Source organism: Desulfosporosinus acidiphilus SJ4 (assembly GCF_000255115.2).
Classification (GTDB): Bacteria; Bacillota; Desulfitobacteriia; order Desulfitobacteriales; family Desulfitobacteriaceae; genus Desulfosporosinus; species Desulfosporosinus acidiphilus.
The window spans coordinates 4,772,634-4,785,172 of the sequence record NC_018068.1 but is presented as its reverse complement, the minus strand read 5'-3'; the positions used below and the strand labels follow the sequence as shown (position 1 = coordinate 4,785,172).

Annotated in this window: 10 protein-coding genes; all 10 read left to right on the top strand. The window is 46.8% G+C overall.

Annotated elements, in window-relative coordinates:
- Positions 1 to 29: 29 nt before the first annotated feature.
- The 10 genes from glpK (at position 30) to secG (ending at position 12,269) form a co-directional block, all read left to right on the top strand.
- On the top strand, positions 30 to 1,526 hold the full coding sequence (glpK, locus tag DESACI_RS21820) for a glycerol kinase GlpK (protein WP_014829396.1): 1,497 nt from the start codon (positions 30 to 32) through the stop codon (positions 1,524 to 1,526).
- A gap of 128 nt (positions 1,527 to 1,654) precedes the next feature.
- Complete coding sequence (gene glpA, locus DESACI_RS21815) at positions 1,655 to 3,274, top strand: anaerobic glycerol-3-phosphate dehydrogenase subunit GlpA (protein ID WP_014829395.1); 1,620 nt, start codon at positions 1,655 to 1,657, stop codon at positions 3,272 to 3,274.
- Positions 3,271 to 4,518: an FAD-binding protein gene (locus DESACI_RS21810; protein WP_242833104.1), complete on the top strand. Its 1,248-nt coding sequence runs from the start codon at positions 3,271 to 3,273 to the stop codon at positions 4,516 to 4,518. The genes glpA and DESACI_RS21810 overlap by 4 nt, the downstream gene beginning before the upstream one ends.
- Positions 4,519 to 4,557: 39 nt before the next feature.
- Entirely contained in the window at positions 4,558 to 5,805 is a 1,248-nt protein-coding gene (locus tag DESACI_RS21805; RefSeq protein ID WP_014829393.1) for an anaerobic glycerol-3-phosphate dehydrogenase subunit C, read from the top strand.
- Between the two features lie 297 nt (positions 5,806 to 6,102).
- Positions 6,103 to 6,681: a glycerol-3-phosphate responsive antiterminator gene (locus DESACI_RS21800; protein ID WP_014829392.1), complete on the top strand. Its 579-nt coding sequence runs from the start codon at positions 6,103 to 6,105 to the stop codon at positions 6,679 to 6,681.
- A 270-nt stretch (positions 6,682 to 6,951) separates the two neighbouring features.
- A complete protein-coding gene (locus DESACI_RS21795) occupies positions 6,952 to 8,136 on the top strand; it encodes a phosphoglycerate kinase (RefSeq protein ID WP_014829391.1) in 1,185 nt (394 codons plus the stop codon).
- A 140-nt stretch (positions 8,137 to 8,276) separates the two neighbouring features.
- Positions 8,277 to 9,041: a triose-phosphate isomerase gene (tpiA, locus tag DESACI_RS21790; protein ID WP_041276172.1), complete on the top strand. Its 765-nt coding sequence runs from the start codon at positions 8,277 to 8,279 to the stop codon at positions 9,039 to 9,041.
- Positions 9,042 to 9,063: 22 nt separating this feature from the next.
- A complete protein-coding gene (gpmI, locus tag DESACI_RS21785) occupies positions 9,064 to 10,608 on the top strand; it encodes a 2,3-bisphosphoglycerate-independent phosphoglycerate mutase (protein ID WP_014829389.1) in 1,545 nt (514 codons plus the stop codon).
- Between the two features lie 25 nt (positions 10,609 to 10,633).
- On the top strand, positions 10,634 to 11,917 hold the full coding sequence (eno, locus tag DESACI_RS21780) for a phosphopyruvate hydratase (RefSeq protein ID WP_014829388.1): 1,284 nt from the start codon (positions 10,634 to 10,636) through the stop codon (positions 11,915 to 11,917).
- A gap of 127 nt (positions 11,918 to 12,044) precedes the next feature.
- The gene (gene secG / locus DESACI_RS21775; protein WP_014829387.1) at positions 12,045 to 12,269 is read left to right on the top strand and encodes a preprotein translocase subunit SecG; all 225 of its coding nucleotides are present in this window, start codon (positions 12,045 to 12,047) and stop codon (positions 12,267 to 12,269) included.
- Positions 12,270 to 12,539: the final 270 nt, after the last annotated feature.

Here is a 12,539-nt window from a genome sequence, read left to right as displayed (position 1 = left end):
CACTATAATTAAATGAGGAGGATTTACCCATGAAAAAATACGTTATGGCCCTTGACCAAGGTACTACCAGCTGCCGAGCCATTCTATTTGATAAGGAAAGTAAAATTGTAGGGATAACGCAAAAAGAGTTCACGCAAATTTATCCCAAAGCCGGTTGGGTTGAACACGATCCCGAGGAAATATGGAGCACCCAATATGGAGTTATCGCCGAACTCATTGCTAAAACCGGCATAAAAGTTGATGAAATTGCTTCCATTGGGATAACGAACCAACGTGAAACTACGGTGGTTTGGGATAAGAATACCGGTAAACCGGTATATAACGCCATCGTCTGGCAGTGCCGCAGAACAACGGCCATTTGCGATGAGCTGAAAGCTAAAGGTTATGAAGAAATGGTTCGGGAGAAAACAGGCCTTGTGGTTGACGCCTATTTTTCCGGAACAAAGGTTAAATGGATTTTAGATAATGTTGAAGGAGCCCGAGCACTGGCCGAAAAAGGCGACTTGTTATTTGGCACCACGGACACTTGGTTAATCTGGAAACTCACGGGCGGAAAGGTTCATGTCACGGATTATTCCAATGCATCCCGGACCATGATGTTTAATATCCGTGATTTGAAATGGGACCAAGAATTATTAACGATGCTCGATGTACCGAAGGGAATGCTGCCCGAAGTGCATAATTCCAGCGAAGTTTATGGCAACACCGATGCAGGCATTTTCTTGGGTTATGAGATTCCTATTGCCGGTGTGGCTGGCGACCAGCAAGCCGCTCTGTTCGGACAAGCATGCTATGAGCCGGGGGATGCTAAGAATACCTATGGAACGGGCTGTTTCATGCTCATGAATACAGGGAGTAAAATTCATGCTTCAAAACATGGTTTATTGACTACCATTGCTTGGGGAGTTGACGGCAAAGTAGAGTATGCCTTAGAAGGCAGTATCTTCATTGCCGGGGCAGCAATTCAATGGCTGCGGGACGGTCTGAAGATGATTGACGTTGCTCCGGATTCCGAGTATTTTGCGAAAAAGGTTAAAGATACAGATGGAGTTTATTTTGTCCCAGCTTTCGTGGGGTTAGGCGCTCCTTATTGGAACATGCGCGCTCGAGGCGGAATCTTTGGTCTGGCTCGGGGAACTACGAAATCGCATATCATTCGGGCGGCTCTTGACTCCTTGGCTTATCAAACAAAAGATGTTTTAGGCGCTATGGAGGCCGATTCCGGTATTTCTTTGAAATCCCTGAGAGTTGACGGCGGTGCAGTGGCCAATAATTTGCTTATGCAGTTCCAAGCCGACATTTTGGGAACTAAAGTCGACAGACCGGAAATTATTGAGACTACAGCCTTGGGCGCAGCCTATCTCGCCGGCTTGGCAGTTGGCTTCTGGTCGAGCAAAGAGGAATTGGCAAGCCGCTGGCTGCTGAATCAACGCTTCGAGCCTCAAATGGAGGAAGAGAAGAGGAAGAAGCTTTACAAGGGTTGGCTAAAAGCAGTTGAGAGGACGAAAGACTGGGAAGAAGACTAGGATGAGTCTCTCGCGGTCTGGAAAAACTAGATAAGGCGGCTCTGAGAATAAGTGAAGCCACCAAAGAGGCCATTGCGAAACAACGGTTTCTTTGGTGGTTCTTAATTTCGGGCAAGGAGGAAATATGAATGCGTGAGATTGAAACCCAAGTCGTAGTTATCGGTGGAGGAGCGACAGGGGTTGGTATATTAAGAGACCTGAGTATGCGCGGCATACCAGCGCTTTTGTTGGAACAAGGAGATCTGGCACATGGGACAAGTTCACGCTTTCATGGACTATTACACAGCGGCGGCCGCTATGCAGTGAAAGATGGAAAAGCTGCCCAGGAGTGCATTGAAGAAAATAAGATTGTAAAACAGATTGCAGCCCATTGTATCGAGGATACCTCCGGCTGGTTTGTTTATCTAAAAGAGGATGACCCGGGTTATTTGCGGCTGTGGCTTCAAGGATGCGCTGAGGCCGGGATACCAGTTAAGGAGGTCCCTCTTGAAGAGGCTTTTCGACTCGAACCCTTGCTGTCCCGTCAAGCGGCGCGGGTCTTCGAAGTCCCCGATGCCACCGTCGACGGTTTCAAATTGTTATGGGCTAATGTAAAATCTGCCCAGAAATATGGCGGAACCTTTCGAACGTACTGCAAAGTTACGTCCCTTTGGTTAGAAAATAAAGAAATTAAAGGAGTTTATGCGGAAGATCTCCTCACGGGTGAACCCCTGCAGGTACGAAGCAAAATCGTTGTGAATGCTGCCGGCCCTTGGTCGGGTGAGGTTGCGGCCATGTCCGGGTTTGAAGTTCATATGCTGAAAAACAAAGGTTCGTTGCTTGTGTTTAATCAACGGATGTTTAATCGAGTGATTAACCGGTTGCGGACGCCAGGTGATGGGGATATCTTTGTACCTCATGAGACGGTGACTATTTTAGGGACCACCTCACAGATGGTAGATTTGGCGGATGATCATCAAGTTAATGAACAAGATGTTAAGTATTTAATTGAAATGGGCAAAGACTTAGCAGAAGAGATCGAACAACACCGTATCTTGCGTGCTTTTGCAGGTATTCGTCCCTTGTATGAAAACGAAGATAGTTCAGAGCATGAAGGTCGGGGAGTCAGCCGTAATTTTGCTCTTATTGACCATGAAAAAAGAGATGGGGTACGCGGGCTGGTAAGTATCGTAGGAGGCAAACTGACTACCTATCGTTTAATGGCCGAAAAAGTCACCGATTGGGTTGCAGCAAAATTAGACGTGACCGTTCCTTGCCGAACCGCCGAGGAACCTTTGCATCAAGAACCTCCGGCGGAGGTATGGAACAAGGCTTGCCAGCTGATAGGAGCAGCGGCTGCGGATAAGATGATGGAACGCCTGAACGAAGAAGCTGCTTCTGTGGTGGCAGCTATTGAAAAGCAGCCCCTGCTGGGAGAATTCATCTGTGAATGCGAAATGGTTACTCGCGCCGAAGTCCTGCATGCTCTGCAAGACCCTGCAGTTCATTCCCTTGACGATCTTCGCCGGAAGACCAGGCTGGGAATGGGGACTTGTCAAGGAACGTATTGCACCTATCGAGTGACCCCTATGATTAAGGATGCCTTTGGCAGCTGGGAGAGAACTCTCCAAGAATATCAGATTCTGCTAAGTGAACGGTGGCGAGGGATAACTCCGGTTCTCTGGGGGGATCAGCTTCGTGAGAGTGAGCTGGCGAGGGCTTTGTTTTTGAACGTTTTAGATTTTAAGGCAGTTGAAAGTGAGGAATGAGAGAAATGTGGGACGCCATAGTGGTGGGGGGCGGTTTAGCAGGCTGGACAGCAGGAATTCGTGCCGCACAACGGGGCAAAAAGGTGCTTATTGTCGCGGAAGGAGTTGGTACCCTCTATTATTTCTCAGGGATTTTTGATTATGGAGATGTAGAGGGTTTGCGTCACTTGCCGAAACACCCCTATTCCTTATTTGATGCCGAGATGATTGAGAGCGGCAAACAATTTGTCCAAGAGCTCTGTCCGGACTATCTTGGGAAGGACAAGCCTCTGTCGGCTTTGACGGTTTTGGGGACGGCTCGCCAAGGGGATCTTATGCCGCGCAGTATGATTCTTCCGGATCGTCAAGAACGAGGAATTTTCGTGCTTTTAGTGCCCGAAGGGTTGAAGGACTTCTTTCCGGAGATTGCAGCGTCAAATATGGCTCAGGAATTTCCCGGTTGGGAAGTGAAGATAAAGAAAGTACAAGTGGAGATATTCAGAGAATGGGAACAATTGGGCAGGAGTGCGTCCGGTGTTGATTATGCAGCTATCTGGAGAACCGAAGAAGGACAAAACCTTCTGGCCCGCGAAATTGAAGCAATTAAAAGCGAGCTGTCAGCAACGGGGAATAAATCGGAAAAGATTGTCGTCGTTCTGCCAAGTTTGGTAAGGGAGTACTTTGACGCTTCGCGCACTAAAAGTCATGGGCGGGAGTTTTCGCTGCCAATCATGGAGATGAGTTCTTTTATCCCAAGTCCCCACGGCCGTTACTTGGCGGAATATTTAAAGCATCGATTCACAGATTTGGGCGGTGAATTGATGCTTGGAGCCCGTGCGGCTTCTCTGCAGGGTGAATCTGTGCCAGATAACCCAACAAAGTCCTGTGGAGAAATAATCGTTCACAGCATGGGTAAAGCTGTCAACTTAAAAGCCAAAAAATTTATTCTCGCCACCGGAGGGCTCTTAGGCGGCGGAATTAAAGTGGGGATTGAGAGACAATCTATTCGCGAAGGTGTTTTTAATCTCCCCTTATATGTACCGCAAGAATGGAGTGCTTCCCAGTTCCTTGCTCCTCAGCCCTTTGCACAGCTCGGCGTGGAAACAGAAAAGGGTCTGCGTCCGCTGGATCCGGCAACGGGACAAGTGGTCTGGGATAATGTCCATGTCGTGGGAAGAATGCTGGCTCACTGGGATCCTTGGACTCAACGATGCGGCGGAGGCGTAGCGGTGACCTCGGGTTATGCCGCAGCCGAAATGATTTAGAATGCAAGGCACTTTAGACGGGAAGGAGGATCCTTGACGATGGATTCAATAAATGAAATAGCAGCAAGATTGGATGCTTGTCAAAAATGTAATGTGTGTACCGCTCAGTGCCCGGTGGCCAAAGTAAACCCTCATTTTCGGGGTCCCAAAGGATTAGGACCGGATATGGAGCGTTTTCGCAGAGGACAGTTTATTCCAGGGGAAACAACGTTGGACGATTGTTCTAATTGCAAGACCTGTGAAGTAACCTGTCCCTCGGGAGTAAAGATAACAGAGATGATTCTTGCGGCTCGGAGGGCAGCCCAAAAAAGCTCACAGAAAAATGGTTTAGGTGTTAAGTTGCGCTTAAGAGGTTATGTCCTTGGGCGAGCTGAATATCTTGGCAAATTGGGGGTCATCTGGCCTTTAATGGCCAACCAGGCTTTAAAAATCAAACTCATGCGCGTGGCTCTTGATAAAGGGTTAGCGATTAGCCAATATGGGCCCTTGCCTGCCTATGGCAGACCTTTAGAGGTAACGCCGGGTAAAGGCGAAAAGGCTGGAGCAGCTGCAGGTAAGCAAGTTGTGTACTTCCCGGGTTGTTATACACGCTATAATGAAGCGGATACAGGACGAATCATGATTAAGATTTTAGAGCATATTGGATATAAAACCATTGTGCCTAATTTTCATTGCTGCGGCTTACCTTTAGAGGCCAATGGTCAGTTTGATCAAGCGCAAAAGAACGGACTTTATAACCTGGAATTAATGCGCCCCTACCTGGAAGCGGGAGTGCCGGTTATTACCTCCTGTACCAGCTGCGGCCTGAAGTTAAAGGAAGATTATCCCAAGCTGCCTGTGGCAGCGGCCCAATTGATAGGAGCCCAATCCTATGATCTGTTTGAGTTTCTGTGGCAGCTTTACGAAAACGGGGAATTACCCCTGGATTTCAGAGAAGTTAAGGCTTCTTTCGGTTACCATCTGTCCTGTCACTTGAAGGCTCAAGGCATAGGGACTCCGGCCTTGCGTATTTTAGGGTTAATCCCCGGCATGAACGTCCGTAATCTCGATGCCGGCTGCTGTGGTTTATCCGGAAGTTACGGTTTTAAAGCTGAAAAGTATGCTCGCTCGATGAAAATCGGCAGTGCTCTCTTCGAGGCGGTCAATGTGGGTGTTGAACACGGAGACTTTCAGGGCATGTTAACGGAATGCGGTGTATGTAAAGTTCAAATTCAGCATGGCACGGCTGTTCCCACCGAACATCCTTTGCGTATTCTGGCTAGGGCCTATAGGATTATTGACGATTAATGGCATTCTCTTGCCTTTCTTTCTCGTCTTGAACATTATTTAGAGGTTTAATAGTTTTATAGCTTGGTTTCAATGACCTGTAGATAATAGGCTTCTATGATAAGCGGATATGAGTTAAACACTTATCACTGGAAACGTAAGATTGCTTAAATGCTCTAGAAAATTTTGCGTTGGAGGCAGTCAACCATTAAAATGACAAGGGTATGATTAAAGTCTAGGATTGGTACGATAGCATGTGATTGTGACTTGCGGCAATCTGATCTTAATATATTATTTGAGTCATGGGGGGAGAGCAGTGTGGACTTTTTAAATGTTGTCATGCAGGGGAAAAAGGTTGGTGCAACAATAAGGAGAGTTGAAGATCTAAGTGAAGCTTTGCTTCATCCTAATATCGGCGCTATCTTTCTTTTAGGCGGAAACATTAATATTCTGCCCTCCGTTGTAAAAAAGGTTCATGCAGATAATAAGGTTTTAATGGTCCATCTCGATATGCTGGAAGGGGCCGGTAAGGATAAGGCCGGGATACATTTATTGGCGAGAATGGGGCTGCGAGGTTTGGTAACTACGAAGCCAAACTTAGTCAAATTTGCCAAAGAAGAAGGAATGGTGGTTATTCAGCGTTTATTTGTTTTAGATTCGGAGTCTGTTAAAACAGGGATTAAAATGGCAGCCGCCGTTAAACCTAATGCTGTTGAAATTTTACCCGCTACCATTCCCCACTATGTTATCCAGGAAATGAAAGATGCCTTGGGCATCCCTGTTCTTGGAGGTGGATTATTGAGAACGGAAGAAGACGTCAGGACGGCCTTGGCCAAAGGAATAGACGCCGTTTCTACAAGTTTGCAGCATTTATGGGATATTAACTTTGATGAATGAAAAATATAGATCGGTTATTCGCAATCTTTCAATGAAGCTAGGGTTAAGATTTTGTAAAAAGTCTGGAACATGATATACTTGGCAGGAATCTTTAGCTTGATGAAGAAATAGAAATTAAACTCGTTTTGGCAGTATTGCAATCACTAGATAGAGTAGGGAGTTTGGAAGAGTAAGAAGTTTCTTTTCTCGGTATACTAAGGATATCAGCCAATCGCGGAATTGAACTGAGGAAACTACCAAACCCTTGAGTCCTAGAAAGGGGATTTTTGTATGAACAAAAAGAGTATTTACGACATCGATGTTAAGGGAAAACGCGTGTTAGTGCGGGCGGATTTTAATGTGCCGCTGAATGAACAAGGACAAATTACGGATGATACCCGCATACGTGCCTCTCTTCCAACGATTGAATATCTCATTAAAGAGGGAGCTCGTGTTATTCTGGCCTCTCATCTCGGACGCCCCAAAGGGCAGGTTAATCCGAAGTATTCTTTGGCACCCGTTGCTCAGCGCTTGAGTGAACGATTAGGGCAAACCGTTGCCTTAGCTCAAGATTGCGTTGGAGACGCGGCTAAAGAGGCCGTGGATAAATTACAAGATGGTCAGGTTCTTTTGTTGGAAAATGTTCGTTTCCACAAAGAAGAAGAGAAAAATGACCCTGAGTTTGCTCGTCAGATGGCTTCGCTGGCTGACATTTTTGTCAATGATGCTTTTGGAACAGCTCATCGTGCCCATGCTACCACAGAGGGGGTTACTCACTATATCCCGGCTGTGGCAGGACTCTTAATGAAAAAAGAAGTGGAGTTTATGGGCAATGCCTTGGAACGTCCTGAACGCCCCTTTGCAGCGATTATTGGAGGGGCCAAAGTCAGTGACAAGATTGGAGTTATTGAGAACCTCTTAGAAAAGGTCAATGCTTTAATCATCGGCGGGGGAATGGCTAACACGTTCCTAAAAGCTCAAGGTTATAAGGTTGGAAGGTCTTTATTGGAAGAGGATAAACTTGAATTAGCAAAGCAATTGATTGAGAAGGCTAAAGCTCAAGGAGTGGCGTTAGAACTGCCGGTTGACGTCATTGTGGCCAAGGAATTTGCGGCCGACGCTCCTCACCGCATAGCAGCTCTAACAGACATTCAGGACGATGAAATGGCCTTGGATATCGGTCCCGCCAGCTCCGAAAGATTTGGGAATCTGATATCAACAGCGCAAACTGTGGTTTGGAACGGTCCTATGGGTGTTTTTGAAATGGATGCTTTCGCTAAGGGAACTGAGCGGGTGGCCCAAGCCGTTGCGGACTGCAAAGGAACAACCATTGTGGGTGGCGGAGACTCCGTAGCTGCCGTGGAAAAGACCGGAGTGGCCGAGCGGATGACGCATATCTCTACCGGCGGGGGAGCATCTCTCGAATTTTTAGAAGGAAAAATTCTGCCGGGTGTTGCAGCTCTGCTTGACGCTTAAGTAACCTTCGGATAACTCATAGTTTAAACGTTACTATGAAGTTTAAGCTATAAGAATAAAATTAAAGAGGTAAGGTTTCGATGGATTGCGCGCCGCGCAACAAACTTCGTGCCTCTCAAACGAAGTGGAGGAATCAAAACGTGGCAAATCGAAGACACGTAATCGCCGGCAACTGGAAAATGTTCAAAACTGTGAAGGAAGCCGAAGATTACGCAGTAAAGTTTTTAGAGGATGTTAAAAACGTTACCGATCTTGACATTATTCTTTGTGCTCCGTTTACCGCTCTTTATGCCCTTAAAAATGAATTGGAAGAAAGTGTTGTCCATTTAGGTGCCCAGAATATGTCCTGGGCTGATCAAGGCGCCTATACCGGTGAGATATCGGCGCAGATGCTTTTGGAGGCGGCTTGTACTTATGTTATCTTAGGACATTCCGAGCGCAGAGAAATGTTTGGAGAGACCGACGAAGCTATTGCCAAGAAAGTCCGTAAGGCTTTGGAAGCAGGGCTGACTCCTATCCTCTGTGTCGGCGAAAACCTCAGTGTCCGTGAAGCGGGAAAAGCTGTCGCACAAGTGCAGGGTCAAGTAGCGAAGGCCTTAGAAGGTATTTCCCCCGAAGATCTCAGCCGGGTCGTTGTTGCTTATGAACCTATATGGGCCATTGGCACAGGGAAAACTGCTTCCAGTCAGGATGCCCAAGAAATGTGCGCGGCTATTCGTTTTACTCTGGCGCGTTTTATGGGAACAGCTTCGGAGAAAGTGCCCATTCTTTATGGCGGCAGCGTTAAGGCGGATAATATTGCTGAGTTGCTTTCTGAGTCTGATGTTGACGGGGCACTAGTCGGAGGGGCCAGTCTTGATCCCCAGGGTTTCGCGAAACTAATACATAACGCAGCTTCAGTTTAGGCAGCGTGGAAGGAAACTAGAGATGAGTACTGACAAACCACTATTGCTCATGATCCTTGATGGTTGGGGATATCGTGAAACAAGGAAAGGAAATGCTATTGCCCAAGCGAACTTGCCAAATTTCCGGCGTCTAGAAGAGAATTATCCTCACACCTTGCTTCAGGCGTCAGGTGAAGCGGTGGGGCTGCCTGATGGGCAAATGGGGAACTCTGAGGTTGGACATTTAAATCTGGGAGCAGGAAGAGTTGTCTATCAGGAATTAACCCGCATATTTAAAGCGATTAAGGACAGAACCCTTTTTGAGAATCCTGTGATCCTTGAGGCAATGCAATCTGCCCGCCTTCATAATCATGCATTCCATTTGATGGGCTTGCTTTCTGACGGAGGAGTACACTCGCATATAGACCATTTATTCGCCCTGTTGGAGATGGCTAAGCAGCAAGAGTTAACGAAAGTCTTTATTCATGTTATCCTGGATGGCCGGGACGTCTTGCCTCAGAGTGCCAAAGAATACATTACCTGGCTTGAGGGAAAGCTCAAGGAGCTGGGGATTGGACAAATCGCCTCTGTAAGCGGCCGTTATTACCTGATGGACCGGGATAAACGCTGGGAACGTCTGGAAAAGGGTTATCAAGCCTTGGCCTATGGTCAAGGCAAGTTTGCTCCCAGTGCTCTGGCTGCCGTGGAAAATTCCTATGATGTACGTGTTACCGATGAGTTTGTACTCCCCACGGTAATTCTCGGCCAGGATGGAAAGCCTCTAGGGTTAATCCAAGAGGGAGACAGTGTGCTCTTTTACAATTTTCGGTCTGACCGTGCGCGGGAGATTACCCGAGCCTTTGTGGACGAGGAATTTGCAGGTTTTGAGAGACCGAACCGTCCTCATGTGAACTATATCTGCATGACCCAATATGATGATACGATTCCGGCTCCTGTAGCTTTTCCGCAGCAGGACTTGGAAAACACTTTAGGCGAAGTTCTTTCTAAACAAGGGTGTAAACAATTAAGAATTGCTGAGACTGAAAAGTACGCTCATGTGACCTTCTTTTTTAACGGCGGGATTGAGGAACCTGATCCTGGGGAGGAGCGGATTCTGATTCCGTCACCTAAAGTTGCGACCTATAATCTTCAGCCTGAAATGAGCGCTCCTGAAGTCACCAGGACACTTCTTGGGGAACTCAGGAAGAAAACTCACGATGTGATCATCCTTAACTTTGCGAATCCGGATATGGTAGGACATACAGGAGTCTTTGAGGCAACCATTAAAGCAGTAGAAACTATTGACCAATGTCTCGGAGAAATTGAGGCAGAGCTGCACAACATGGACGGGACGCTGCTCGTAACAGCGGATCACGGAAATGCTGAAGAGAAGATTGATCCCGAAACAGACCTTCCTTTAACGGCCCATTCGACCAACTTAGTACCATTCATTCTGGTGGGTGATCAATTTAAAGGACAAACTCTGCGTGAAGGCGGAGCTCTGTGTGATGTAGCGCCAACCATTTTGGAAATACTTCAGATTCCCCAACCCAAGGAAATGACGGGGAAATCATTGCTGAGGTCTTAACATAATAAATAAGGGGGATTTTTCAATGAGTGTAATTACAGATGTTTATGCCCGGGAGATTCTTGATTCCCGCGGCAACCCAACCGTAGAAGTGGATGTTGTTTTGGCGGACGGAATCATGGGTCGTGCCGCTGTTCCTTCAGGAGCTTCGACAGGGGCTTTTGAAGCCGTAGAGCTTCGTGACGGGGATAAAACCCGGTATATGGGCAAAGGGGTTCTGCAAGCCGTCGATAATGTAAATTCTGTGATTGCTCCGGAAGTTGAAGGCTTATCGCCTTTTGATCAACCCGGTCTTGACCAATTGCTCAAGGAATTAGATGGCACAGAAAACAAGGGTAAACTTGGCGCCAATGCCATCCTCGGGGTATCTTTAGCAGCCGCCAAAGCCGCGGCCGAATCCTTGGGCTTGCCTCTCTATCAATACTTGGGCGGAGTCAATGCTAAAGAACTTCCTGTTCCAATGATGAATATCCTCAATGGCGGGAAACACGCGGACAATAACGTAGATATTCAGGAATTTATGATCATGCCCGTAGGAGCCACGAGCTTTGCGGAAGCTCTGCGCATGGGTACCGAAGTCTATCACAGCCTGAAATCCGTTCTTAAGGAAAAGTCCTTGGCAACGTCCATTGGCGATGAAGGCGGCTTTGCCCCCAGTCTCGAATCGAATGAGGATGCATTGCTTTGCATTATGGATGCCATTCAAAGAGCAGGGTTTGTTCCGGGGGAACAAATAGCCTTAGCTTTGGATGTTGCTGCCACAGAACTTTATGATAACGGGGCTTATCATTTAGCAGGAGAAGGCCTTACCAAGAGTTCTGAAGAGATGATTGATTACTATGAAGGCCTAATTACCCGCTATCCCATTGTCTCCATTGAGGATGGTCTTGCCGAAGAAGACTGGGAAGGCTGGGCTAAATTAACTGCACGTTTGGGAGATCGAGTTCAACTCGTTGGAGACGATTTGTTTGTTACCAACCCAGCCCGCTTAGAGCGTGGAATCGAGGCAAAATGCGCCAATTCTATCTTAATTAAAGTAAATCAAATCGGAACTCTCACCGAGACCCTTGATGCCATCGAAATGGCTAAACGTGCCGGATACACTGCGGTTGTTTCTCACCGTTCCGGTGAGACCGAAGACGTCACTCTGGCCCACATCGCGGTAGCGGTTAATGCCGGAATGATTAAAACAGGGGCTCCCGCTCGGACGGAACGGGTGGCAAAATATAACGAACTGCTTCGTATCGAAGAAGAGCTCGGTGACAGCGCCATTTATCGCGGTCGGAAGGCACTGGCAAGAAGTAAGTAATAACCCTTACCAACCAGCAACATACTTTTTATAGGTTTGTTGAGTTTTAAGAAGGCTTGTGCTAAAATAGTCCTACTGACTATTTTGGACGGCATACAACGGAATGTTGTATTTAGGGGGTGTTTACTTGAAAATCGCTTTGATCGTTGTTTTAGTTCTTAGTTCCATTGGATTAATTGCAACTGTCCTTCTCCAATCCGGCAGAAGCGCGGGGTTATCAGGCGCAATTTCCGGTGCCGGAGAGTCTATCTTTGGCAAGAAGAAAGGCATGGACGAATTATTTGCCAAGGTTACGGCAATATTAGCAGCTGTCTTTTTGCTGGCCTCTTTAGGATTAAGTATGGTTCAGTAGAATTAGGGTTAAAGGTTATCAAGGTCGGGCTACCATCAAGTTCGAAACTTGAGACCTAAGCTATATTTTTGATACATGAGGGACACTTCCTATGAAGTGCCCCTTTCGTGTATAGTTTGTCTTGTTGGAAGGCTTCAAAGAAGTATTGTTTCATATCGTTGTAATCAACATATATTTAATATATTGTGCCTTATTAAGGAGAATGTTCTATAGTTAAAGGCTTAAGTTAAAAGATTTTAGTTAAAGGTAAAGGGTTTTAGTGAGAGGCTA

Coding starts and splice junctions, on each gene's coding strand:
- gpmI (WP_014829389.1), top strand. CDS start 9,064: ATGAGTACTGACAAACCACTATTGCTCATGATCCTTGATGGTTGGGGA.
- DESACI_RS21805 (WP_014829393.1), top strand. CDS start 4,558: ATGGATTCAATAAATGAAATAGCAGCAAGATTGGATGCTTGTCAAAAA.
- DESACI_RS21810 (WP_242833104.1), top strand. CDS start 3,271: ATGAGAGAAATGTGGGACGCCATAGTGGTGGGGGGCGGTTTAGCAGGC.
- eno (WP_014829388.1), top strand. CDS start 10,634: ATGAGTGTAATTACAGATGTTTATGCCCGGGAGATTCTTGATTCCCGC.
- DESACI_RS21795 (WP_014829391.1), top strand. CDS start 6,952: ATGAACAAAAAGAGTATTTACGACATCGATGTTAAGGGAAAACGCGTG.
- glpA (WP_014829395.1), top strand. CDS start 1,655: ATGCGTGAGATTGAAACCCAAGTCGTAGTTATCGGTGGAGGAGCGACA.
- glpK (WP_014829396.1), top strand. CDS start 30: ATGAAAAAATACGTTATGGCCCTTGACCAAGGTACTACCAGCTGCCGA.